The 22,923-nt window shown below is 71.0% G+C and carries 25 protein-coding genes; 11 read left to right on the forward strand and 14 right to left on the reverse strand.

All coding sequences use genetic code 11. The features are described from left to right. The first annotated feature begins 25 nt into the window (after positions 1 to 25). The 3 genes from AB0B96_RS17945 (at position 26) to AB0B96_RS17955 (ending at position 2,981) form a co-directional block, all read left to right on the forward strand. The gene (locus AB0B96_RS17945; RefSeq protein WP_362899904.1) at positions 26 to 991 is read left to right on the forward strand and encodes a cobalamin biosynthesis protein; all 966 of its coding nucleotides are present in this window, start codon (positions 26 to 28) and stop codon (positions 989 to 991) included. Next, positions 988 to 2,511, forward strand: coding sequence for a cobyric acid synthase (locus tag AB0B96_RS17950; protein WP_362899906.1), 1,524 nt, complete (start codon positions 988 to 990; stop codon positions 2,509 to 2,511). The genes AB0B96_RS17945 and AB0B96_RS17950 overlap by 4 nt, the downstream gene beginning before the upstream one ends. Before the next feature lie 254 nt (positions 2,512 to 2,765). Beyond that, positions 2,766 to 2,981 carry an SHOCT domain-containing protein gene (locus AB0B96_RS17955; RefSeq protein ID WP_350945335.1) on the forward strand — a complete coding sequence of 72 codons (216 nt, stop codon included), beginning with the start codon at positions 2,766 to 2,768 and terminating at the stop codon, positions 2,979 to 2,981. Between the two features lie 244 nt (positions 2,982 to 3,225). Here the strand turns inward: AB0B96_RS17955 and AB0B96_RS17960 are convergent, their stop codons facing one another. From AB0B96_RS17960 to AB0B96_RS17975, 4 genes are all read right to left on the reverse strand, one after another. Further along, positions 3,226 to 3,747 carry a hypothetical protein gene (locus tag AB0B96_RS17960; protein ID WP_362899908.1) on the reverse strand — a complete coding sequence of 174 codons (522 nt, stop codon included), beginning with the start codon at positions 3,745 to 3,747 and terminating at the stop codon, positions 3,226 to 3,228. 100 nt (positions 3,748 to 3,847) lie between these two features. Then, positions 3,848 to 4,099 (reverse strand): hypothetical protein, encoded by a 252-nt coding sequence (locus AB0B96_RS17965; protein WP_362899910.1) that lies wholly within the window; start codon positions 4,097 to 4,099, stop codon positions 3,848 to 3,850. Between the two features lie 41 nt (positions 4,100 to 4,140). Beyond that, positions 4,141 to 5,175 carry a 1-acyl-sn-glycerol-3-phosphate acyltransferase gene (locus tag AB0B96_RS17970; RefSeq protein WP_350945338.1) on the reverse strand — a complete coding sequence of 345 codons (1,035 nt, stop codon included), beginning with the start codon at positions 5,173 to 5,175 and terminating at the stop codon, positions 4,141 to 4,143. A gap of 189 nt (positions 5,176 to 5,364) precedes the next feature. Beyond that, positions 5,365 to 6,198 (reverse strand): patatin-like phospholipase family protein, encoded by an 834-nt coding sequence (locus tag AB0B96_RS17975; RefSeq protein WP_362899912.1) that lies wholly within the window; start codon positions 6,196 to 6,198, stop codon positions 5,365 to 5,367. A 176-nt stretch (positions 6,199 to 6,374) separates the two neighbouring features. On the opposite strand from AB0B96_RS17975, the gene AB0B96_RS17980 reads away from it, so the two are divergent. The 3 genes from AB0B96_RS17980 to AB0B96_RS17990 are packed head-to-tail and all read left to right on the forward strand — an operon-like array spanning position 6,375 to position 9,188. Beyond that, complete coding sequence (locus tag AB0B96_RS17980; protein WP_362899914.1) at positions 6,375 to 7,307, forward strand: ABC transporter ATP-binding protein; 933 nt, start codon at positions 6,375 to 6,377, stop codon at positions 7,305 to 7,307. After that, the gene (locus AB0B96_RS17985; RefSeq protein ID WP_362899916.1) at positions 7,276 to 8,079 is read left to right on the forward strand and encodes an ABC transporter permease subunit; all 804 of its coding nucleotides are present in this window, start codon (positions 7,276 to 7,278) and stop codon (positions 8,077 to 8,079) included. The genes AB0B96_RS17980 and AB0B96_RS17985 overlap by 32 nt, the downstream gene beginning before the upstream one ends. Beyond that, a complete protein-coding gene (locus AB0B96_RS17990; protein WP_362899918.1) occupies positions 8,079 to 9,188 on the forward strand; it encodes a helix-turn-helix domain-containing protein in 1,110 nt (369 codons plus the stop codon). Before AB0B96_RS17985 ends, AB0B96_RS17990 begins: the two co-directional genes overlap by 1 nt. Positions 9,189 to 9,204: 16 nt before the next feature. On the opposite strand, the gene AB0B96_RS17995 is transcribed toward AB0B96_RS17990, so the two are convergent. From AB0B96_RS17995 to AB0B96_RS18025, 7 genes are all read right to left on the reverse strand, one after another. Then, on the reverse strand, positions 9,205 to 10,167 hold the full coding sequence (locus AB0B96_RS17995) for a quinone oxidoreductase (RefSeq protein ID WP_362899920.1): 963 nt from the start codon (positions 10,165 to 10,167) through the stop codon (positions 9,205 to 9,207). Between the two features lie 62 nt (positions 10,168 to 10,229). Then, positions 10,230 to 11,978 carry a serine/threonine-protein kinase gene (locus tag AB0B96_RS18000; protein WP_362899922.1) on the reverse strand — a complete coding sequence of 583 codons (1,749 nt, stop codon included), beginning with the start codon at positions 11,976 to 11,978 and terminating at the stop codon, positions 10,230 to 10,232. A 37-nt stretch (positions 11,979 to 12,015) separates the two neighbouring features. After that, on the reverse strand, positions 12,016 to 12,678 hold the full coding sequence (locus tag AB0B96_RS18005) for an HAD family phosphatase (RefSeq protein WP_362899924.1): 663 nt from the start codon (positions 12,676 to 12,678) through the stop codon (positions 12,016 to 12,018). Beyond that, complete coding sequence (locus AB0B96_RS18010; protein WP_362899926.1) at positions 12,668 to 13,813, reverse strand: ABC transporter ATP-binding protein; 1,146 nt, start codon at positions 13,811 to 13,813, stop codon at positions 12,668 to 12,670. The genes AB0B96_RS18005 and AB0B96_RS18010 overlap by 11 nt, the downstream gene beginning before the upstream one ends. Then, positions 13,810 to 14,664, reverse strand: a complete 855-nt coding sequence (locus tag AB0B96_RS18015; protein ID WP_350945357.1) for an ABC transporter permease subunit — start codon at positions 14,662 to 14,664, stop codon at positions 13,810 to 13,812. The genes AB0B96_RS18010 and AB0B96_RS18015 overlap by 4 nt, the downstream gene beginning before the upstream one ends. Further along, positions 14,652 to 15,530, reverse strand: coding sequence for an ABC transporter permease (locus AB0B96_RS18020; RefSeq protein ID WP_350945358.1), 879 nt, complete (start codon positions 15,528 to 15,530; stop codon positions 14,652 to 14,654). Before AB0B96_RS18020 ends, AB0B96_RS18015 begins: the two co-directional genes overlap by 13 nt. Beyond that, positions 15,527 to 16,642, reverse strand: a complete 1,116-nt coding sequence (locus AB0B96_RS18025; RefSeq protein ID WP_350945359.1) for an extracellular solute-binding protein — start codon at positions 16,640 to 16,642, stop codon at positions 15,527 to 15,529. The genes AB0B96_RS18020 and AB0B96_RS18025 overlap by 4 nt, the downstream gene beginning before the upstream one ends. 387 nt (positions 16,643 to 17,029) lie before the next feature. Here AB0B96_RS18025 and AB0B96_RS18030 point away from each other — a divergent pair, with 387 nt between their 5' ends. Further along, positions 17,030 to 17,785, forward strand: a complete 756-nt coding sequence (locus AB0B96_RS18030; RefSeq protein WP_350945360.1) for a GntR family transcriptional regulator — start codon at positions 17,030 to 17,032, stop codon at positions 17,783 to 17,785. Positions 17,786 to 17,856: 71 nt separating this feature from the next. Beyond that, positions 17,857 to 18,123: a DUF6504 family protein gene (locus AB0B96_RS18035; protein ID WP_350945361.1), complete on the forward strand. Its 267-nt coding sequence runs from the start codon at positions 17,857 to 17,859 to the stop codon at positions 18,121 to 18,123. 51 nt (positions 18,124 to 18,174) lie between these two features. On the opposite strand, the gene AB0B96_RS18040 is transcribed toward AB0B96_RS18035, so the two are convergent. Both AB0B96_RS18040 and AB0B96_RS18045 read right to left on the reverse strand, forming a co-directional pair. Beyond that, positions 18,175 to 19,002, reverse strand: a complete 828-nt coding sequence (locus tag AB0B96_RS18040; protein ID WP_362899930.1) for a DUF4328 domain-containing protein — start codon at positions 19,000 to 19,002, stop codon at positions 18,175 to 18,177. An 84-nt stretch (positions 19,003 to 19,086) separates the two neighbouring features. Continuing rightward, positions 19,087 to 19,737, reverse strand: coding sequence for a response regulator transcription factor (locus AB0B96_RS18045; RefSeq protein WP_350945363.1), 651 nt, complete (start codon positions 19,735 to 19,737; stop codon positions 19,087 to 19,089). Between the two features lie 155 nt (positions 19,738 to 19,892). Here AB0B96_RS18045 and AB0B96_RS18050 point away from each other — a divergent pair, with 155 nt between their 5' ends. From AB0B96_RS18050 to AB0B96_RS18060, 3 genes are read left to right on the forward strand one after another with little or no spacing between them, the layout of a single operon-like run. Beyond that, positions 19,893 to 20,045 carry a hypothetical protein gene (locus tag AB0B96_RS18050; RefSeq protein WP_362899932.1) on the forward strand — a complete coding sequence of 51 codons (153 nt, stop codon included), beginning with the start codon at positions 19,893 to 19,895 and terminating at the stop codon, positions 20,043 to 20,045. A gap of 51 nt (positions 20,046 to 20,096) precedes the next feature. Continuing rightward, positions 20,097 to 20,615: a sigma-70 family RNA polymerase sigma factor gene (locus tag AB0B96_RS18055; RefSeq protein WP_362899934.1), complete on the forward strand. Its 519-nt coding sequence runs from the start codon at positions 20,097 to 20,099 to the stop codon at positions 20,613 to 20,615. Then, a complete protein-coding gene (locus tag AB0B96_RS18060) occupies positions 20,612 to 21,787 on the forward strand; it encodes a hypothetical protein (protein WP_362899936.1) in 1,176 nt (391 codons plus the stop codon). Before AB0B96_RS18055 ends, AB0B96_RS18060 begins: the two co-directional genes overlap by 4 nt. Positions 21,788 to 21,878: 91 nt before the next feature. Here the strand turns inward: AB0B96_RS18060 and AB0B96_RS18065 are convergent, their stop codons facing one another. Continuing rightward, entirely contained in the window at positions 21,879 to 22,898 is a 1,020-nt protein-coding gene (locus tag AB0B96_RS18065) for an LLM class F420-dependent oxidoreductase (protein WP_362899938.1), read from the reverse strand. Positions 22,899 to 22,923: the final 25 nt, after the last annotated feature.

Below are 22,923 nucleotides of genomic sequence, written 5' to 3' on the forward strand. Positions count from 1 at the left end.
CAAAGTGGGACCGAAGAGACCTGGAGTGGCCGAAGGGGTGGGGATGCTCGCCGGGGTCGCGATCGACGCCGTGCTCGCCGATCCCCGGCGCGGGCATCCGGTCGCGCTGTTCGGCACCGCCGCCGCCGGGGTGGAGGGGCGGGTGTACGGCGACAGCCGGGCGAGAGGTGTGCTCCATGTGGCCCTGTGTGTGGTCCCGGTGGCGCTGCTCGGTCACGTCGCGACCCGGCCGCGCAACCCGGTGGTGCGGGCCGGGCTGAGCGCGGCTGCGACGTGGGCGGTCGTCGGCGGTACGACGCTGGGCCGCGAGGGTGCGGCGATGGCCGGATTCCTGGAGGACGGCGATCTCGCGGGGGCGCGGGGGAGGCTGCCGCACCTGTGCGGGCGTGACCCGTCGGGGCTCGGGGAGTCCGGGCTCGCCAGGGCGACCGTCGAGTCGATCGCGGAGAACACCTCGGACGCGGTGGTGGCGCCGCTGTTCTGGGGTGCGGTGGCCGGAGTGCCCGGTCTGCTCGCGTACCGGGCGGTCAACACGCTGGATGCGATGGTGGGGCACCGGAACGCGCGCTACGAGCGCTTCGGGTGGGCCGCCGCCCGCCTCGACGACGTCGCCAACTTCGTGCCCGCCCGGATCACCGGGCTGCTCGCCGCGCTCGGCGCTCCGCTGGTGGGCGGTTCGGCGCGGCGGGCGGCGGCGGTGCTGCGCAGGGACGGCCACCGCCATCCCAGTCCCAACGCGGGCCGCTGCGAGGCCGCCTTCGCGGGGGCGCTGGACCTCACTCTGGGAGGGGTGAACGTGTACGGCACCAGGGTGGAGCACCGGCCGGAGATGGGCGAGGGGCCCGCGCCCTCGGTCGCGGACATCCGCAGGTCGGTACGGCTGGCGCGGGCGGTCGGCCTGGCGGCGGCGGGGCTCGCCGTCCTGGCCGCCGTTCGGGGCTCGTACGGGCGAGGTTCACGCGGGACGGGCTCGTATGGGAGGAAGGGGTGAAGGGGGCGTTGCTGGTCGCGGGGACGACCTCCGACGCGGGCAAGAGCGTCGTCACCGCCGGGATCTGCCGCTGGCTGGCCAGGCAGGGGGTGAGGGTCGCGCCGTACAAGGCGCAGAACATGTCGCTCAACTCCTTCGTCACCGCGGACGGCGCCGAGATCGGCAGGGCCCAGGCGATGCAGGCCGCCGCGTGCGGGCTGGAACCCAGCGCCGACATGAACCCGATCCTGCTCAAGCCGGGCAGCGATCGGCGCAGCCAGGTCGTGGTGATGGGCAGGCCGATGGCCGAGGTCGACGCGATGGAGTACTGGGACGTCAAGGAGCGGCTCCGCCAGGTCGCGGTCGACGCGCTCGAGCGGTTGCGGGGCGCGTACGACGTGGTGGTCTGCGAGGGGGCGGGCAGTCCGGCGGAGATCAACCTGCGCAGGGGCGACATCGCGAACATGGGCCTGGCCCGTGCCGCGAACCTGCCGGTCGTCGTGGTCGGCGACATCGACAGGGGTGGGGTCTTCGCCGCCCTGTACGGGACGGTCGCGCTGCTGGAGCCCGCCGACCAGGCGCTGATCGCCGGGTTCGTGATCAACAAGTTCCGCGGGGCGCCCGAGCTCCTCGAACCGGGGCTGGACATGATCAGGGAGCTGACCGGCCGCGAGGTGTACGGGGTGCTGCCCTGGCTGGACGGCCTCTGGATGGACGTCGAGGACTCCCTCGCCCTGGACAACCGGCCCGCGTCCGGGACGCGTGCCCCGTACGGCCGGCAGACCCTGCGGGTGGCGGTGGTGCGGCTGCCGAGGATCTCCAACTTCACGGACGTGGACGCGCTGGCCTCCGAGCCAGGAGTGATGGTCCGCTTCGTGACCTCCCCGGGCGAGTTGGAGGACACCGACCTGGTGGTGCTGCCGGGCTCTCGGGCCACGGTCTCCGACCTGGGGTGGCTCCGTGCCACCGGCCTGGCCGCCGCCCTGCCGGGGCGGGCGGTGCTGGGCATTTGCGGCGGTTACCAGATGCTCGCCAGGACCATCCGCGACGACGTCGAGTCGGGGGCGGGGCTGGTCGAAGGGCTGGGGCTGCTGCCCGCGTCGGTGGAGTTCGCCGAGGACAAGACGCTGGGCCGTCCGGTCGGTGCCGCGTACGGCCACCCGGTCTCCGCGTACGAGATCCACCACGGCGTGGTGACGGCCGACGGCGGCGAGCCCTTCCTGGACGGCTGCCGTGCCGGTTCGGTGTGGGGTACCACCTGGCACGGCGCCCTGGAGAACGACGGTTTCCGCCGGGCCTTCCTCGCCGACGTGGCCGCCGTCTCCGGTCGCGACTTCACCCCGGCGCCGGACGTGTCGTTCGCCGTGCTGAGGGAGGAGAGGCTGGACGCGCTCGGTGACCTGATCGAGCGGAACGTCGACACCGGTGCCCTGCTCCGGTTGCTGGAGGGCGGGGCTCCCGCGGGGCTGCCGTCGCTGCCGCCCGGCGGGGTCTCGCGTGAGGCTCCGGATTTCTCGGCGGGCGCTTCCTCCGTCGGGTGAGGTACGCCGGAGGCGACCGGCGAAGCGATCGGAGCCGGGGGTTCCCTCCGTCGGGTGAGGTGCCGGTCCTTCCGTCGGCTGAGACCGGTGTCCGTTCCAGCGAGGCGACAGGTGATTTATCACCTGTACTGCCTCTTTTGAGGGGCGAAGACGAATAAATCAGTTCAGATGGTGAAAAAGGGGAAGGTCTTCCGCCGGGTAAACTCGATGGATCCCCGGCGAATCCGATGGGGAGGTAGTAGGGGAGGCCGACGATGTTCCGCATCCTGGTGTTGCTCGTCGTCATCGCGGTGATCGTGGTGGTGATCCTCGGCGTGACCAGGAGGGTACGTGCCGCCGTGGCAGGCGGGGTGAAACGCGAGCCCGTCGCCGACAGTCCCCGCGAGATCCTCAAGCGCCGCTACGCGGCCGGTGAGATCGACGAGGACGAATACCTCCGCCGGATGTCGGGCCTCTCCCAGGACTGGTAGTTCCACCGGCGTCGCGCGTCGGGCTGCGGTCAGGTTGGTGCCGTTGGACCTCAAGATCCAGTCTCCAAGGTGTCCACATTCAATGGGGAGCGCCCAAGAGCTGCGGTGATGGAGCCGGCGACGAAGCGGAGGTGGGTGGCCCCATGTGGGATTGCCGCCTGGTGGCCTTGGGCTCCGGTGAGGGCACGGCGCAAGGTCGCAGAGTCTGCGGCCGGGATGGTCGCGATGTTGGCGGAAACAGGGGTCAGTGACCGGGAGCCGTCAGGCAACCGCCGTCGTTGATGTAGCCCCCTACCTCCACCTTCGACTCACGCTCGTCGTAGAAGCCGGTGAGGCATCCTCCCGACAATTCGATAGCGAACACCACAGCGGAGCGAGCCCCTCCTGCCCTGATGATGACGTTCGTCCCTGGTGGGGCGACCGCCCGTACCGCTTTCGCGACGTGGGCCTCGCCGTGCAGTGCCCGCTCGCGCAGGTCGGCGAATTTGCCCCGCAGGGCCTCGGCCACCGGCTCAGCCTTCGCAGCCACCTCCGGAGGAACCGCGCCGCGCTGGCGGTATGCCTCGTTGTCCGCGTGCTTTTGCTCCCAGGAGGGCATCGTGACGCAGGTGGCAGGCGTCAGCGACTCAGCGGCTTCCGGGCAAGGAAGTAAGGCTGACGGCGACGCCGACGGCCCGCCTCCCTGTGTCCGCGCCACACCACAGCCATTCAGGATGGTCAACAACAGCATGGCGACAAGGGCAATTAAGATCTTCATGCTCTTCATGCCTCAACGATCGGGCACGGCGAACCGGGGGCACAAGTCACGTCGGCGGCAGTGGGGTGATCGCGTGGTGTTCGCCGGCTCACAAGGATCAGGTGGCCCTTCAATCCGGGAGTCTCAGGGTTTCGGGCGTTTCCCAGACTGTCGGCTGCCGCTCGGGGTTGGTTTCCTGGTGCACGAACTGGCTGATCAGCTCGGTGAGGGCTTGCCGGTCCTGCTCGGGAAGGTCCTGTAGGAGGGCGATCGCCGGTTGAAGCACCTCCACCGTGGCCTCGGGTGTGATGGCGTCGTTGTCGCTGTGATCAAGTTTGATGACGATCTCTCTCAGGCCCTTAGGTGGTCGGACCGGCGTCACGAGCCGACGTGGTCGGGCGCACATCGTGACGCCGGCGCGTGTCAGGTCGCGGGGGCGGGGGCCGGCTGGTTCTCGGTGATCCAGGCGTCGATCTCCTCCCAGTGCTCGAAGAGCCAGCGGATCTGCTCCTCGCGCTCGCGGGGCACGTCGGCGGCCTGGACCCGCCACCACTTGGCCTTGATCTGGGCGCTGAGCGGCAGACGGGTCCAGATGTCCCCGAAGGTGATCAGGTCGTCGAGGCCGGTGTGCGCGACGAAGATCACGTCGGCCTCGGGGCAGGCGTCGATGGCGGCGATCGCCCCGTTGGGGCGGGGGGCCATCAGGTGCTCCAGCCTGCGGGCCCGTGCGGCCTCCTCGGCCAGGCCCTTCTGCTCCAGCCTCAGGATGGCCCGCCAGCGGCGCTTCGGGGTGAAGTTGCCGCCCTCGGGGAAGATCACCAGGGCGTCGTCGGCGTCCATGCCGGCCGACAGGCGGCGGATCTCGGCGAGGATGCCGCTCTCCGCGGTCTTGCGGTGGACGAAGGCGTTGGGGAGACGGTTGATCACCACGTCCAGCGAGGGGACGAACTGCAGGGCCGCCTTCATCACGATCCTTGGGCGCCTGTGGTATCGGGCGAGAAGGTGGTGCACGAGCAGGAAGGAGTCGCCGGGGCCCGCGTGGCGGGACAGGACGATGACGGGGCGGGTGAGGCGCCGGGAGGTCTCCTCGGAGGTCGGCGGAGGCTCGTCGACCTCGACGCTCAGGCGGAAGATCCGCACCGCGGCCTCGTAGATCTTGGACAGGAACCACTGGATCAGCTCGTAGTGCTGCTCCTGGTACTCGTCACGGCTGAGCCGGCCGCCCAGGCCGTTCGTCACCCACAGCCACAGGCAGGCGCACAGTGCCATCGACTCCAGCGTCAGCCACGCCATCGCGAACCAGACCAGCCGGGTGCCGCGCCGCTGCGGGGGCGGCAGGCGCAGCGAGGCCGCGGTCACCACCAGCAGCCAGATCGGGAGCGTGAGCACCGCGAGGACGGTGAGCACGATGACGAGAGGTGCGAGGACCAGGCGGCGGATGATGCGAGGAGGCAGCACGAGCGGCTCCTGCCTGTGTGGATGTGCGGTGTGTAGGTCGTGCGGGTGCTGGGTGACTCACACCGGTGTGACTCAGGCCGGTGTGACTCGGATGGACGTTGATGCGGACATGTCCCTGTGAGGTACCCCGATGTATACGTACAACGCGATGTGGGGCATATCGATGCCGGGCTGGACGGGTGACGTGGCTCAGGAGGGCGACTGCCGGGCCAGGTAGTCGGCCGAGGCCCGATAGGCGCGATCGATGTATTTAGATATATGCGAAATATCCCGGTATCGCAGCTGGGAGAAGTCCATTCCCGGCCGGGACTCACCCCCCGAAGGCATCACGTGGACCTCGATGTCGTCCGGCAGGGTGGCCATCTCCTCGGTGAAGCGGTGCCGCCGGGCGATCTCGAAGGCGGTCATGCCGACCTCCCACGGGCGCCGGGGCACCGTCAGGGGACGCTCGATCCTGCCCACGTGCAGCACGTAGACCCGCCGGGCGCCGAGCGCGACGGCCCGGCCGACCGGGATGCTGTGCACCAGCCCGCCGTCGAGATAGTGACCCTCGCCGACGCGGACCGGCGGCAGCAGCCCCGGAACGGCGCAGGAGGCGAGGACCGCGTCGACGAGCGGCCCCTCGGTGAACCAGTGCGCGGCGGCGCGCTCGACGGAGGCGGCCACGCACTGGAACGACACGGGAAGATCCTCGATGCGGGAGACCGGGAGCGTCCTGGCCAGCAGGTCGCGCAGTGGCTCGGAGGAGTGCAGGTGGGTGCCGCTTTTGGCGAGGGTGGACAGCCGGGTCACCCAGGACCCGGCGAACGCCGTACGGACGATGTCGGAACTCCACAGCGTGTTCAGACGCTCGACCGCGTCACCGGGGGAGGCGGCGAACACGACGCCGTTCAGCGCGCCCACGGACGTGCCGACGATCAGGTCGGGCTTGATACCCGCCTCGTCGAGCGCGCGCAGCATGCCCACCTCGTGAGCGCCGAGAACGCCCCCGCCACCCAGTACGAAGGCAGTGTCCAGGCTCATGGGCTCACCATATCCCCGCCCCGGAGCGCCGGATTCCCGCCGAGGCCGCGCCGGTTCCGGATCCACGGGAAGAAGCCGAGGAACCGGGCGGTTCCGGATCCCCGCAAAGAAAAGGCGGCCAGTTGTCCGGGTCCTGACATGACCTCAGGCGCCGGCGAGAGGGCACGATCTGACGCATGACAAGTGTGGTGGAGACCGAAGGGCTCACCAAGTTCTACGGCGGACGCCGAGGACTTGAGGATCTCGACCTGGAGATCCGACCGGGGGAGGTGTTCGGGTATCTCGGCCCGAACGGAGCGGGAAAGACGACGACCATCAGGCTGCTCCTGGACGTCATCCGTCCCACCAGGGGCCGGATGACGGTCCTGGGCAGGGATCCCCGCGAGGCGGGTGTGCGGAGCCGGATCGGTTACCTGCCCGGCGAGCTGGCTCTGGAGGGCAGGGAGAAGGCGGGGGAGTTCCTCGCCTTCCTCGGCATGATGCGCGACGGCGTGCCCAAGGGGCGGATCGAGGAGCTGGCCGAGAGGCTGGAGGCCGACCTGTCGGTGCCGATGGGCAAACTCTCCAAGGGCAACAGGCAGAAGGTCGGGCTCATCCAGGCATTCATGCACGAGCCGGAGTTCCTGATCCTCGACGAGCCGACCAGCGGCCTGGATCCACTGATGCAGCAGGAGTTCCTCGCGATGGTCCGCGAGGTCCGCGCCTCGGGCCGCACCGTGCTGATGTCCTCCCACGTGCTGGCCGAGGTCGAGGACGTCTCCGACCGGGTCGGTATCGTGCGCGGCGGCAGGCTGGTCGCGGTGGAGGACGTCTCCGCGCTCAGGGAGAAGGCGGTGCGCCGGGTGGAGTTCCACTTCGACGCCCCGGTGCCCCGGGAGGCGTTCGAGAACCTGCCCGGCGTACGGGACCTGCGGGTGGAGGGGGCCGGGGTGCGCTGCACCATCGACGGCCGCCCGGACGCGCTGATCAAGGCGGCGGCGAGGTTCACGGTGGTGCACATGGTCAGCGCCCAGCCCGACCTGGAGGAGATCTTCCTCACCTACTACAGCCGGCACGAAGAGGAAGAGGAGGCGCGCGATGCCCGCACTGGTGTCGAAAAGCCTGCGTGACTACCGCAGGCCGCTGCTCGGCTGGACCATCGGGATCAGCGCCTTCTTCGCGCTGTACCTGGCCTTCTACCCGAACATCCAGAGCAACCCCGGCCTTTACGGGGAAGTGGCGCTGACCAAGTTCCCCGGGGCGATGCGCGACCTCATGGGCGGCCTGGAGGAGGGATTCACCAGCGGCTCCGGCTACCTGCAGACCCTGGTCTACCAGCTGTTCGGGCCGCTGCTGTTCATCATGTGCGCCGCCGTGATCGGCAACCGGGCGATCGCCCAGCCCGAGGAGTCGGGCACGCTGGAGCTCGTCCTCACCCTCCCGGTCGACCGCAGGCGACTGGTCCTGGAGCGCTTCGCCGCCCTCGCCCTCGCACTGTTCGGCGTGGCGGCGGCCACCTTCCTCGCCGTGCTCGGCCTGGCGGTCGCCGTCGACATGGGCGTACCCGCCGGCAGGATCCTCGCCGGTCACGTCGGCGTCTTTCTGCTCGCCCTCTTCTTCGGCACGCTCTGCCTGACGGTCGGCGCCGCGACGGGTCGCAGGGGGGTCGCCCTCGCGGTGGTCGGGGTGGTCGCCGTGGCCGGATACGTGGTCGAGACCATGGGCAAGGACGTGGCCGGTGTGTCCTGGCTGCGCTGGATCTCGCCGTTCCACTACTACCTCGACGGTCGGCCGATCCAGCTGGGGCTCCCGGTAGGGGACTATCTCGTGCTGGCCGGGGCGACCGTCGTGCTGCTCCTGATCGCGATGCCGGCCTTCGACAGGCGTGACGTGGGAGTCTGATGGACGAGCTGCTCGGCGGCCATCTCCGGATGTTGCGGGAGGCGGCCGCCACCGGCAGGCTGCCAGGGCGGGCCGAGCTCGACGACTGCCGCGCCGTCGGCGCGCTGGCCGCCGAGCGGGGCGTGTCCGTGCGGGCACTGGTCGAGGCCGCGCTGGCGACGGCCGAGTCGGTGACCCCCACCCCGCTCCCGGCCCTGCGGCGTACGGTCTCCGCCCTGATGGAGGGGTACGAGAACGCCCAGCGGGCGGCGTTGCGCCGGGAGGAGACGGCGCGCAGGAAGTTCGTCGACGACCTGCTCCAGGGCCGTGCCGACAGGCTCGCCGAACGGGCCGAGCACTTCGGGCTCCGCATGGCCGAGACGTACGTGGTCGCCGTCGCCCGCCCTGTCACCGGAGCCGCCGCGGCCGTCGCTTCGGGGGACGGCGGGTTCGAGGGGCACGGCGGGTTCGAGGGGCACGGAGGGGAAGAGGAGGTCCGCGGGCTCGCGGGCGAGGCGGAGGGGACGGCCAGGAGGATCGAGGAGGCGCTGGTCGCCCGGTTCGGCTCGCACAACGTGCTGGTCACGGTGCGCGACGGGATGCTCGTGTGCGTGGCGCCGGGCAGCCTCGACGTCGTGACCGGAGAGTTCACCCATCACGTGCGTCAGTTGTTGGCGCCCGGCTGGCGGGTCGGGCTCGGCAGGGCGCACCGGGGCCCAGGCGGGGTGGTCACCTCCTATCGGGAGGGTGTCAACGCCATCGGGTTCGGCGACAGGCTGGGATTGCGCGCCTCGGTGCTCAAAGCCGCCGACCTGTTGGTCTTCCCGGTGCTGCTGCGGGACCGTACGGCGATCGAGGACCTGGTGACGAGCGTCCTCAGCCCGCTGCTCGAGGCGCGGGGCGGCCCCGAGCCGCTGCTCGCCACGCTGGAGGCCGTCTTCGCCTCCCAGGGCAACCAGACCGCCGCCGCGCGCAGGCTCGACATCAGCACCCGGGCGGTGACCTACCGGCTGGAGCGGATCCGCCGCCTCACCGGGTTCTCGCCGGACGATCCCACCCAGCGTTTCACCCTGGAGACGGCGGTCCTGGGCGCCCGGCTCCTGGACTGGCCCGCCCAGCCGACGCACTGACCGGACCTCCGCGCCGTTACGGGATCAGGAGCAGCTTGCCGGTCGTCCGGCGGGCTTCGAGGTCCTCGTGGGCACGGGCGGCCTCGGCGAGCGGGTAGCGCTCGGAGACGTGCACCCGCAGCTGCCCGGAGGCGACCCAGCGGTAGAGGTCGGAGGCGCGCCAGGCGAGCTCGTCGCGGGTGGCGATGTAGGAGCCCAGCGTCGGACGGGTGAGGAAGAGGGAGCCGTTCTTGGCGAGGATCTGCGGGTCGAACGGCGGGACCGGGCCGCTGGCCTGGCCGTACAGCGCCATCATGCCGCGCGGTCGCAGCGAGGCGATGCTCTCGTCGAAGGTGGCCGCGCCCACGCCGTCGTAGACGACGTGCACGCCGGAGCCGGTCAGCTCGCGGACCGCGTCGGCGAAGCCCTTGTAGCGGAACACCTCGTCGGCGCCCGCCTGGCGGGCCAGGGTCTCCTTCTCGTCGGTGGAGACCGTGCCGATGACCCGGGCGCCGCGCAGCTTGGCGATCTGGGTGAGCAGCAGGCCCATCCCCCCGGCGGCGGCGTGCACCAGGACGTCGTCGCCCTCCTTCACCTCGTACGTGGAGTGCGTCAGGTAGTGGGCGGTGAGTCCCTGGAGGGTGACGGCCGCCGCGGCCTCGGCCGTCACCCCCTCGGGTACGGCGAGCACCTTGGAGGCGGGCACCACGTTCCTGGAGGCGTAGCTGCCCGGCACGTTCGCCCATGCCACGGTGTCGCCGACGGCGACGTCGCGCACGTCCTCGCCGACCGCGACGACGGTGCCCCCGCCCTCCTCGCCGGGAACGAAGGGCAGGGAGAGCGGGTAGCGGCCCATCCGGTGGTAGACGTCGATGAAGTTCACCCCGGAGGCGGCGACGTCAACCAGGACGTCACCGGGATTCATCTCGGGGTCCGGGTGATCGTCGGTGTAGGTGAGAACCTCGGGTCCACCGGTGGCGGAGACGACTATGGCGCGCATCGTGCTGAACTCCTTCGGTCGGTCGGATGCCCCGTTCCCCGCAGGGTGCGGATCACTCGCCGTCAGGGCTGTGTGGTGGGGGCGGGGCCGTGCAGGGTGAAGTTGTCGAACGCGGTCCGCAGGACGGCGTCGCTGTTCTCGCCCACCCGGGCGATCACGCCGACGAGCCCGTTGGGCAGCGGGTTGGTGTCGAGGAACGACTGGGTCTGCTCGTCGTTGACCCACATGGTGAGCCGCACACCGCCCTCGACTCCGGCGCACTCCGCCGTGAGCCGGACGGCCTCGCCCTTGGGCAGGTCGATCTTGACGGGCTTGGTGAGCTCGCCCCCGGCGCTCTTGACGGTCTTGCGGATGCGGGCGTTGCCCGAGGTGTCGAGCAGAAACTCGTACCGCGTCGCCTTGTTGTCGTCCTCGCCCCGACAGAACAGCCCGTACTCGCCCATACCGACGGTGCCGGAGCGGATCGTGATGTCGGAGCCGAGCAGGATACGGCTCGGGGTGATCGGCATGGGACTGGCCGTGGGGTCGGGGGTGGCCGGGGGAGCGGAGACGAAGGGGATCGGGGCCTGCTCCCGCCTGATGGGGGAGTAACCGCTGACGTCGACGGCGTAGTAGCCGTTGGGGGAGTAGCCGTACGTGCCGGTCAACGGGCTGTAGGTGCCGCCGCTCCAGCCGGTGCCGCTCTGGGTGAAGTCGTCCTGGTAGAGCAGGGGGAGGTCCTCCGGAGGGCCGCCGGGAGCGAGGGCGAGGCGCAGCCCGATCCCCGCTGCCGCCACCAGCAGGGCCGCCACCGCCGCCCCGACGGCGAGGTTTCGCCGCCCGCCCGCGAGGCCGCGCGGGAAGGGACCGGTGCCGCCCTCCGGTGGCCCGGTGAGGGTGTGGCCGGGGCTGGAAGGCGTACCCGAGGGTCCACCGGGACCGGTTCCGCTCCAGGGGACGCCGTCAGGCGTCTCCCCGAGTTCCTGCCAGGAGGCCTGGACCGAGTGGGCGGCCTGTTCCGGCGCGGCGGAGCGGCCAACCAGGTGGTCGAGGAGCTGCTGCGAGGTGGGCCGGTTGTGCGGGTCCTTGGTCAGGGCGTAGGTGACGAGCTCGCGCAGCGCGGGCTCCATGCCCTCCAGGGAGGGTTCGGTGTTGAGCACCTGGTACAGCACGGCGGGCAGCGCCTCGCCGCCGAACGGCGCCCGCCCGCTCGCGGCGAAGGCCATCAGGCAGCCCCACGAGAACACGTCGCAGGCGGCGGAGACCGGCTCACCGCGCAGCACCTCGGGCGCCATGTATCGCGGGGTGCCGAGGATCTCGCCGGTCCCGGTCATCCCACCGAGGGTGTCCAGCGCGCGGGCGATACCGAAGTCGATCACGCGGGGGCCGACGGGGGAGAGCAGCACGTTGGAAGGCTTGAGGTCGCGGTGCACGACTCCGGCGCCGTGGATGGCGGTCAGCGCGGTCGCCACCCCGACGGCGAGCGCGTCGAGGCTGGAGCCGCGGAGCGGCCCGTCCGTGTCGACGGCCTCCTCAAGGCTGGGGCCGGCGACGTACTCGGTGACGACGTAGAGCTGGTCGCCGTCGAGCGCGGCCTCGACGACCGCGGCCGTGCAGAACCTGCGGACCCGCTGCGCAGCGTCGGCCTCCCTGCGGAAGCGCATCCGGAACCGTTCGTGCCGGCTGTACTCCGGATTGATGACCTTGATGGCGACCTGCTGCCCCTCAGGGGACTCGCCGAGATAGACCGTGCCCATCCCGCCCCTGCCCAGCCGACTGAGCACGCGGTATCGGCCTATCTGCAGGGGTTCGTCGGGACTGAGGTCGCTCACCTTTGTGCCTAACCGCCTACGCCGTCACATGGGTGTTTCAGCCTATCGATCTTCTGCCGCTCACCAGCAGACGCAACAGCGGCACGCCGACTTTTTCCAGGCCGTCCACGGTCAGCACGTCCTCGGGCGCCGGACCGCCGGAGACCGACACCACCCGGCACCCCGCCGCGCGGGCCGCAGCGAGCCCGGTCGGGCTGTCCTCCACGGCCACGCAGTCGGCGGGGTCGAGGCCCAGCACGGAGGCCGCCCGCAGGTACGGGTCGGGCAGCGGCTTGCCGCGAACGGTGTCCTCGGCGGCCACGACCAGGGCGAAGCGCTCCGCCCCGACGGTGCGCAGCACCATCTCCACGATGAGTCGCGGTGAGGCGCTGACCAGTGCCGCGGGTACGCCTTCCGCCCTCAGCTCGTCCAGCAGCCGGATCGCGCCGGGCAGCGGTGTCACCCCGCCGGAGATCCGTCCGGCGAAGGCCTCGGTGAGTCGCGCCCCGATCCGTTCCACGCCGGGCGGGGACGGTGCGCGCCGTGCGAGGTAGCCGGCCACGTCCTCGACCATGCGGCCCAGGACGTGGCCGGCGTCGGCCTCCGTCAGCTCCAGGTCCAGCTCGGCGGCGACCGCCACGCACGCCTGCCACCACATCCCCTCGGTGTCGACGAGCGTGCCGTCCATGTCGAACAGAACGGCCTTGAGCTCACCCGACACCCGCGACGTCCTCGGACTCGGACGCTCCGGATGCCCCGGACGCCCTCGACGACGCGGCGGGCGTCGCGGAGTCCGGGGAGCCCTCAGGGGTGAGGACGGGGGCGGGGGCGGTGCGCGCGGCGACGAGCACGGGCCGCTGCACGAGGGAGACGTCCACCCGCGTGCCCGGCGCCAGGCGTACCGCGTCGTGTCCCGGCACGTCGCTGAGGACCTCCAGCTCGCCCACCCGCACCCGCAGCCGGGCGGTGGAGCCGCGGAAGGACGACGCCACGACCGTGGCGTTCCCTTCCGGGGAGGGTGTGACCAGCACGGCCTCCGGGCGTACCAGCACGTCGACGTCGGGCGAGGACGGCACGGAGCCGTCCACCGGCATGAGTTTCCCCATCACGGTCACCTCCCGGCCGGACAGCCGGCCGGGGACGTGGTTCATCGCGCCGACGAACTCCGCCACGAACGGGGTGGCGGGCCGGTCGTAGACCTCGGCCGGTGGGCCGCACTGCTCCAGCCGACCGGCACGCAGCACCGCGACCTTGTCGGCGACCGAGAGGGCCTCCTCCTGGTCGTGGGTGACGAAGATGGTGGTGATGCCCAGTTCGAGCTGGAGGCGCCGGATCTCCTCGCGCAGCGAGACGCGGACCTTGGCGTCCAGTGCGGACAGCGGCTCGTCGAGCAGCAGTACGCGTGGTTCCAGCGCGAGTGCCCTGGCCAGGGCGACACGCTGTTGCTGGCCGCCCGACAACTCGTGCGGGTAGCGCTGGGCGTGCGTCGGCAGGCCGACCAGCTCCAGCAGCTCGTCCGCCCGCGCGTGCCGTTTCGCGGTCGGCACCTTGCGCACCCGCAGCCCGAAGGCCACGTTGTCCCGCGCGTTGAGGTTGGGGAACAGGCTGTAGGACTGGAAGACCATGCCCGCGTCCCGCCGGTTGGCGGGCACCCGGGTGATGTCCTTGCCGTCCACGAGCACCGCTCCGGCGTCGGGGTGCTCGAAACCGGCGACGCAGCGCAGCGCGGTGGTCTTCCCGCAGCCGGAGGGGCCGAGCAGGGCCATCAGCTCGCCCTGTTCGACGATGAGGTCCAGGCCGTCCAGGGCCACCGTGCGGCCGAACGCGCGACGCAGCCCCCGGAACTCGACGGTCATCGGCGTTTCCTTCCCGCACCCGAGAGGGTGAGCAGCAGCAGCCAGATGAGGAGCAGGCTGATGATCGACAGGGCGACGGAGAGCTGTCCGTCGTTCCCGGAGATGGTGACGATCCAGACGGGGAACGTCTGGTAGCCGAGCAGGGCGGCGACGGTGTACTCGCCGAGCACCAGCGCGAGGGCGAGGAACGAGGCGCTCGCGATGGAGGAGCGGATGTTGGGGATGATCACGCGGAACAACACGTACGGCCACGAGGCGCCCAGGTTGCGTGCCGCCTCCACCAGCGTCCGCACGTCGATCGCGCGTAGCCCGGCGTCCAGCGACCGGTAGACGAACGGCAGCGTCAGCATCACGTACGCGAGCACGAGGACGAAGGGGAACCTCTCGTTCTGGATGGCGATGAGCGTCGCCCAGAACGGTGTGGCGGCCAGCGCCTCGACGCCGTCACGCAGCGCCGTGCTGATGCCGACCACGTAGGTGATCGGCGGTACGACCAGCGGGAGCGTGGAGAGCACCTCCAGCACGGGCCGCAGCCGGGGCGCGCCGAGCCGTACGGCGAGCATGGCGGGAAGGGTGAGCAGCAGCACCGCGACGATGGTCGCCGCGGCCAGTGCCAGGGAGAGCAGCAGGCTGGGAACGAAGCCGGGCGCCGACAGGATCCGCCCGTAGGCGGCGAGCGAGAAGCCCTGGCCCTCGGAGTAGACGGTGAACCAGAAGGACACTGCCATCGGCACGACGAAGTAGACCGCCGCGACGACCAGCACGATCCCGCGCCAGGCCCGCCGCGCTCCGGGGCGGGCGGTGGCGGCGGGACCCGGGGTGACGTCGGGCAGGGTCGCTACCGCAACCATCGGGAGCTCCTCTTCTGCAGCGGCAGGTAGACCGCCATCACCAGCAGCGCGACGACGATCATGTCGAGGCTCAGGGCAAGCGCGACGTTCTCGTACCCGATGAGGACGTCCCCGGTGAGTGCCTCGGCGATCTGCAGGGTGACCAGGGGGACCGTGCTGCCGACCATGGCGTAGGCGGTGGCGTAGGCGGCGAAGGCGCCGCCGAACAGCAGGACGACGCCGCCGAGCAGGGCCGGGGTGAGCACCGGGACGCCGACGTAGCGCCAGAACTGCCAGGTGGTGGCGCCGTTGTTCTGCGCCGCCTCCCGCCACTGCGGGCGCAGGCCGTCCAGCGCCGGGGTCACGACGAGCACCATCAGCGGCACCGAGAAGTACATGTAGACCAGGGCGAGGCCCCAGAAGTTGTACAGCACGCCGGGGCCGAGGCCCAGCGCGGTGGTGATCACCCCCGAGTTGCCCAGGGTGGCGATCCAGATGAAGGCGAGTGGCACGCCGCCGAAGTTGGCCAGCACCCCGGAGAAGGTGAGCACGGCCTCGCGCAGGGCGGTGAACCGGGAGGTGACGACGGCCTGGGCGAGGAACGTCCCGGCGACCGCGGCGGCGACCGCCACCACGGCCGACAGTTGAACGCTGCTGATCAGGGCGTTCAGGTAGGCGCCCTGCAGGCTTCTGGACAGGTTGGCGGTGCCGAGGGAGGAGACCTTGGTCACCGGGTCCTTGACGGTGAACGCGCCGACCAGCAGCGTGAGCGCCGGGATCCCGAAGGCCACCGCCGTCACGACGAGCAGCGGCAGGGCTCCCACCCAGTTCTTGGAGCGAGGACGGCCGCCGCGCGGGGCGGCGGCCGTGACGGCCGGGACCGTCATCCCGAGACCGCGGCGCCCCAGCCGTCGGCCAGGACCTCCTTGGCCTTGTTGACCTGGGCCTCCGTCGGGAAGGTGGGGTCACCCTCGACCGGCGGGAGGTTGGCCTCGGCCGTCGCGTCGACCGTGCCGTCGGCCTTCATCGCGGGCAGCAGCACCGGGCGGGCGAAGCCGCCGAGGTAGAGGTTCTGGCCCTCGGCGCTGTAGAGGAACTCCTGCCACAGGCGCGCGGCGGCCGGGTGCGGGGCGTCCTTGTTGATGGCCTGGGCGTAGAGCTGGAAGTACTTGCCGTCGTCGGGGATGACGGTCTTCCAGTCGATGCCCTTCTCGGCCATCTTGGGGGCGTAGGCGGCGTTGTTGTAGTCCCAGTCGATGCTGATCTGGGTCTCGCCCTTCTCGATGGTGGCCGGGGTGGTCTCCACCGGGTTGAAGTTCCCGGTCTCCTTCAGCTTCTTGAAGAAGTCGAGGCCGGGCTGGATGTCGTCGAAGGAGCCGCCGTTGGCGAGGGCCGCCGCGTACACGCCCGCGAACGCCGAGCCCGACTTGGTGGGGTTGCCGTTCAGCGCGACCTTGCCCTTGTACTCGGGCTTGAGCAGGTCGGCGTAGGTCTCCGGGCACTTGTCGATCTTCTTGGCGTCGCAGCCGATGGAGATGTAGCCGCCGTAGTCGTTGAACCAGAGGCCGCTCGGCTCCTTCTGGTTGTCGGGGATCTTGTCCCAGCTCTCGACCTTGTACGGCGCGAACAGGCCCTCGGCGGCGCCGCTGATCGCGAAGGACTGGCCGATGTCGAGCACGTCGGGGGCGCGGTCCTGGCCCTTGCGGGTCTTCACCGCGTTGATCTCGTCGGCGCTGGAGGCGTCGGGGGTCTCGCTCTCGATCTCGATGCCGTACTTCGCCGTGAAGGCCTCGATGATCTTTCCGTAGTTGGCCCAGTCGGGCGGGAGGGCGATGACGTGGAGCTTGCCCTCCTTCTTGGCGGCCTCGACGAGCTTGTCCAGCCCGCCGAAGTCGGCGGCGGAGGTGGCGGTTCTGGCGTCCACTCCGGCCGCGGAGCCGTCGGCGCCCGCCGTGGGGGCCGCTGTGGTGGGGGCGGCTCCGCACGCTGTGGCGCTCATCAGGAGGAAGGCGGCCAGGCCTGCAAAGCGAACTCGGGATGCGATCACTGTGTCTCCCAAGGGGGTGTCGCGCAATATTTCACGAAAGTAGACGAACTTGTACAAACAAGCTAGACCCCCTATGTCGTGAATCAGTTGCTGTTTGGTGAACGGGCGAAGTACAAGGGTGAAATGCGGAAACTAGGGCTATGTGCGGCGATAATGCTTGTTTAGGGTGAGGTTCATCCGGACATATGGTGCGCGCAGCGAGGGATTCCGTTGACGCCTGCCGGGCCGGACGCGAGTGGGCGGCTTGAGAGGCGAGGCGAGATTGCACGGTCACCGGGTGTGCGGGGGTGCGTGGGAGAGAGCCGTGGGGTTCGCGGGTACGCCGGAAGGGGGGCGGAGGTGACGGCCCGGTACATGGGCATCGCGGAGGAGTTGCGCGACGCGATCATGCGAGGCGAGCACCCCGTGGGTGCCCAGCTCCCCTCGGAGGCCGAGCTGGCCGCCCGCTTCGCGGCCTCGCGCGGCACGATCCGCCAGGCGGTCGCCGTACTCGCCACCGAGGGCCTGGTCGGGTCCCGCCAGGGCGCCAGACGCATCGTGCTCGGCCGTGAGCGCAGCCAGAGCTTCGCCGAGCTGCACAGCTTCGCCCAGTGGGCGCGGGCGATGGGCTACCGGGTGAGCGGGCGGATGCTGGAGCAGCGCCGCAGGGGCGCCGACGTCACCGAGGCCGCCAGGCTCGCCCTCCAGCCGGGCGATCCGGTGCTTTTCGTGCTGCGGCTGCGCTCCCTGGAGGGTGAGCCGGTGATGCTGGAACGCACGGTCTACGCCGGGTGGATCGCCCCGGCCGTCGAGCGCATCGAACCCGGCTGCGAGTCGGTCACCCAGGCCCTCTACGAGAGCGTCGGCCTCGTCTTCGCCTACGGCGAGCACCTCATCGACGCGGTCGCCGCGGGCGTCGAGGACTCCAGGCTGCTCGCCGTGCGCAGGGGCAGCCCGCTGCTGCGCCAGCGCCGGGTCACCACCACCCACGAGGGGCGGCCCGTCGAGTGGTCCGACGACCGCTACCGCGCGGGCAGCGTCACCTTCAGCATCCGCAACTCGGTGGACGCCAATCCGCTCGTGCGGCAGATGGGGGACTTGCGCCCGGCCCCGTGAGAACGTATGTTCGATACGCCAGACCCGTCTTCCCCCGGGTGCTCATCGGAAAGCCGTGGGAGAAGAGCGTCTTGAGCAGACTTTACGGCGACCCCGTCGAAGTGTGGATCCGCGACGGGCAGCCCGTCCAGTTCGTCTGGGGCGATCGCCTCCACGCCGTCGGCAGGGTTCTCGACCACTGGGTCGTCGCACGCGAGTGGTGGAAGACCTCCGCCGGTGATCCCGGCGAGCGCCGGTTCTGGCGGGTCGAGGCCGCCTCGGGAGGCCGGGCCGGCACCTACGAGCTCAGGTTCGACACCGCGGGCGAGGGCTGGCTGCTGATCAGGGCCTGGGAGTGACGCCCCGCCCCGGCACGCCTCCCGCGTGCCTTCCATCGGGCGGGGCGGTGCTCACTGCCCGGCGGGATGGACCTCCTGGGGCTGCTCCTGCCCGGAGACCTCCGGTGAGAGTGCCTCGGAGGGTGTGGGGTCCTTCGCGGGCGAGGTCGGGACCGATCTCACCGGGTTTCGCTTCACCCGGTCCTGCTGCACCGAGGTCGGTTTCACCGGGACCGTCTCCGTCGCCTTCGCCGGGAGGCGGCGCTCCGGCCTGGTCCGCCGCCGGTGCCCGGCGCCCGCGGCCTGGATCCCGGTGATCTGCCGCACGGTCGTCGCGCACAGCAGGGAGGCGGTCGCGACGGCGATCAGCTCGGTCAGGCCGAACCCGGTCAGGCTCGTGCCGCCCTGGGGCGCCCCCGGCCACAACCGTGCAAACACCAGCGCGGAGGCGACGAGCCAGCTCAGCCACCAGGCGGTGAGCAGCGCCTTCCAGCGCAGGCGGCGATCCAGCGGCGGCCGGGAGGCTCGCCACAGCCGGTCGACCAGCACGGGGGGCGCGGCCAGGTTGACCACCGGCACGAACCAGCTCACCAGCACCGGCGCCACCGCGGGCCGGTCGGCGCCCTGCCGGGCACGGAGCAGCCAGTTCAGGTACGCGGCGACGGCGGCGATCGCGGATGCGGCGAAGAACATGATCAGAATGGCGAAGACGGTGACCGCGCCGAAGACCGCGTCGGCTCCGGGGGCGTGGGGGTCGCCGTTGAGCTCGGATATCTCCAGGACGAGGCGCCGGCCGCGGACCTGTTCGAACACCGCCAGGGCGGCGACCGCGACCACCAGTGCGGTGAGCGTGACATAGACGGCCGAGGCCGATTTTTGTAGAGATGGGATAGAGCGCATGTATATCTCCCCCCGCCATGCGCTGAGGACCTGCCCCTTTTCCTATCCCGTCAGCGCTCCCGCTAATCAGCGCGGATGCCCTGCTCAGCCGACGATGCCGGACTCCCACGCCCAGGCGGCGATCTCCACCCGATTCCTCGCGCCCAGCTTCGCCTGGATGCTCCCCAGGTGGGTCTTCACGGTCGACAGCGAGACGAACAACTCGGCGGCGACCTCCTGGTTGGTCCGCCCCCTGGCGACCAGTCGCACGACGTCCAGTTCGCGCTCGGTGAGGGGCTCGCTGGGCGGGCGTACGCCACCGGCCCGAGGGTGGGAGAGGTGTTCGAGCAGGCGCACGGTCACCGAGGGCGACACCAGCGCGTCCCCGGCCGCCGCGGCCCGGATCGCCTCGATGAGCAGCGTCGGCCCGCTGTCCTTGAGCAGGAAACCGGTCGCCCCCGCGCGCAGCGCGCCGTAGACGTACTCGTCGAGGTCGAAGGTGGTGACGATCACCACTCTCATCGGGTCCGCCACCCCCGGCCCCGCGAGGATGCGGGTGGCCTCCAGACCGTCCAGCTTGGGCATGCGGATGTCGAGCAGGCACACGTCCGGTCGTAACCGTCGTGCCAGCTCGACGGCCTCGGCCCCGTTGGCGGCCGTCGCCACGACCTCCATGTCCTGCTGGGCGTCCAGAATCATCTGGAACCCGGTCCGCACCAGTTCCTGGTCATCGGCGATGAGCACCCGAATCGTCACCTGTTGGATTGTGCCAGCCCACGGGCGGTTCCGGATCGGGCATCCGGCCGATGTGCCGGTAAGCGACGGCGAATCGCCCTTTCCGTCGATCCCGTCCGGGGGCGTGGAGACGATCGGTCGATCTGCCGCCGTCCTCCGCGCGGGAAAGTGCTCGCGTGAACGTTGTCCTTGAGGGAGCCGGGCTGGTCAAGCGCTTAGGAACGACCATGGCGCCGGACGGTGTCAGACCGGCGATCCACGCGGGCGAGGGCGTGGAGAAGGCAGGGGCGGGCCGAGGCGGGTGGGTGGGGAAACAGGGTGCCGGATAACTTTTCTCTTCCCGGCCGGTGATCGGGGGGCCGGGAAAGGCACTCCTTGGTGTGGATGATCCAGAAGCGCGATTCACCGCGCTGTACGACCAGCACTATCGCAGCGTGCTCGGCTACACGCTGCTGCGCGCGGAGCGGCAGGCGGCCGAGGACATCGCGAGCGAGACGTTCCTGATCGCCTGGCGGCAGCTGGAGGAGCTGCCGGAGCCGCCGCTGCCCTGGCTGCTCGGCGTCGCCCGGAACCTGCTGCGCGGGCAGCGGCGTTCCGGGCTGCGACGGCGGGCACTGGTGGAACGGCTGGCGGAGCTGTCCTCGGAGGGCGACGTGACCGAGCGGGTGGCCGAGCAGGTCGCCGAGCGCGAGGCGGCCCTCGCGGCGCTCGCCGGGCTGTCCGAGCTGGACGCCGAGGCGGTGATCCTGGCCAGCTGGTACGGGCTGGCTCCGGCCGACGCCGCCAAGCTCGCCGGCTGTTCCGCCCGGGCCTTCACCGTCCGCCTGTATCGCGCCCGCCGCCGCCTGTCCCAGGCACTCGACCTCACCCCGGCCACTACCCTGCAGGAGCAGCCTTGAACGACGTCGACGAACGTGTCCGCGCGTTGCGCCCGGACGCACTCACCGAGGACGCCCACCGGCGGCGCCGCGAGGCCGATCTCGCCCGCGCCTTCGCGACGGCCGTGTCCGAACCCGGTCGCGCGTCCGATCATGCGTCCGGTCGCGCTTCCGATTCCGTGTCCTCCCGCGTGCCCCTCGACGCCTCCCGCCCCCTGTCCCGTCTCCGCCTCACCCCCGGGATCGTGCTGACCGGCGCCCTCGTCGGGCTGGCCGCCGCCGTGACGGTGCCCGCCGTCATGACGGGGACGGTCGGGCTGCGGGGGCCGGGCGGGGGCCGGACCGCGGCGATCGCCTCCCCGGACCCGGCCTCGGGCACCTCCCCGGTACGGCACCCCGAGACCTCCGGCTCGCTCCCGGCCGCTACCCCCGGCACACCGGTGGTCACGCTCGACGCCCGGTCGTTCCTGCTGACGGGTGCGGAGACGGCGGCGCGCACGACCTCCCCGGAAGGCCGGTACTGGTTCGAGCGCACCAGGACCTTCGAACCCGTCGGGTCCGGCGCGACCGTCGCCCACACCGACGAGTCCTGGTATGACGGCCGGGCCGGGCGGGTCGTGTCCAACCAGGATGTGGACATCACTTTCGCCACCGATGCCGCGAAGGCGGCATGGAGGGCGAAGGGAGCCCCGGCACTGTGGCCCGGGCCGCGTACCGAGGACTTCTCCCGGCTCTCGCTGCGGTGGCGGGTCGGGAGCGAGACGCTGAGCATGGACGAGGTGCGGGACCTGCCCGGTGACGCCGGAGAGCTGGAGCGGTGGCTCCGCTCGGCCCACCGGGACGGGCCGTTCCCGGACTTCGTCTTCGACGCCGCGCGGTACCTGCTCGCCTCACCCGCGAGCCCGGCCACGCGTGCCGCGACGTTGCGCGTCCTCGCGGCCCAGCCCGGAATCGTCCTGGAGAAGGACGTCCTCGACCCGCTCGGGCGCACCGGCTTCGCCGTCACCACGGCCGAAGGCCACCACACCCTGGTCGTCGACGAGTCGGGGTCGCGCCTGCTGGCCTTCGTCTACACGGGCCCGGACGAGAGCCCCCGTACCGGTGACCGTTCCGCGCACCTCCCCTTCCGCAAGGGCCTCAGGATCGCCTATGAGGAGTCCGGCTGGGTGGGGAAGGTCGGCGTCCGGAGGTGACGTCCGCCCCGCCGCGCGGCGAGACCGGCGGGCGGCGGGGCGGTCCTCGCGCGAGGAGGATGCGAGGAAGAGCGGCGCCGCCCGGGACGGTTCAGCCCAGGACGAGGTCCCTGACGGTCTTCAGGGAGGCCTCGTCGCGAGGGCCCATCACCAGGAGGTTGCTCACCGGGCTGTCACGCCACAGCTCAAGGCGTTCGCGGATGCGGCCCGCGGGGCCGACCAGGGAGATGCCGTCGGCCAGCTCGTCGGGGATCGCGTTGAACGCCTCGTCCCTGCGTCCGGCCAGGTAGAGGGCCTGGATCTCCTCGGCGGCCTCGGCGTAGCCCATCCTGCCGATGATGTCGGCATGGAAGTTGCGGCTCTTGGCCCCCATACCGCCGATGTAGAGGGTGAGCATCAGCTTCACCCCGTCCAGCGCCGCTCGGACGTCGTCGGTGATGAGGGTCATGACCATGGCGGCGATGTCGAAGCCGGGGTCGGCGCCGGCGAGCGAGGGGCCGTACATCCGCTCGATCTTCTCGGGGAACACGAACAGCGGGAGCCAGCCGTCGGCGATCTCGGCGGCGAGCGCGACGTTCTTCGGCCCCTCCGCGCCCAGGTAGAGGGGGATCTCGGCGCGCAGCGGGTGCGTGATCAGCTTCAGCGGCTTGCCGAGGTTCGCGCCTCCCGGGTAGGGGAGGGGGTAGTGCTCGCCGTCGCTGGTCACCGGCTCCTCACGGCGCCACACCTTGCGCATGATCTCGACGTACTCGCGGGTGCGGGCGAGCGGCCTGGGGAACGGGTTCCCGTACCAGCCCTCGACGACCTGGGGCCCCGACGCGCCGATACCGAGCAGCAGCCGCCCGCCGGTGAGATGATCCAGGGTCATCGCGGTCATCGCGGTCGCCGCCGGGGTTCTGGCGGAGATCTGCACCACGGATGTGCCGAGTTTGATGCGGGATGTCCGCGCGCCGTACCAGGCCAGGGGAGTGAAGGCGTCGCTACCGTAGGCTTCCGCGGTCCAGACGGACTCATAGCCCAATCGCTCCGCGGTCTGGACGAGTTCGGTGGCGTCGTCGGCGTTCCGTTGCCAGTAGCCGAGGTTCAGGCCGAGCTTCAGGTCGGTGCTCACGGGGTTCTCCTCGCGACGCGGCGCC

This window comes from Streptosporangium sp. NPDC049046, from assembly GCF_040649155.1.
GTDB lineage: Bacteria > Actinomycetota > Actinomycetes > Streptosporangiales > Streptosporangiaceae > Streptosporangium.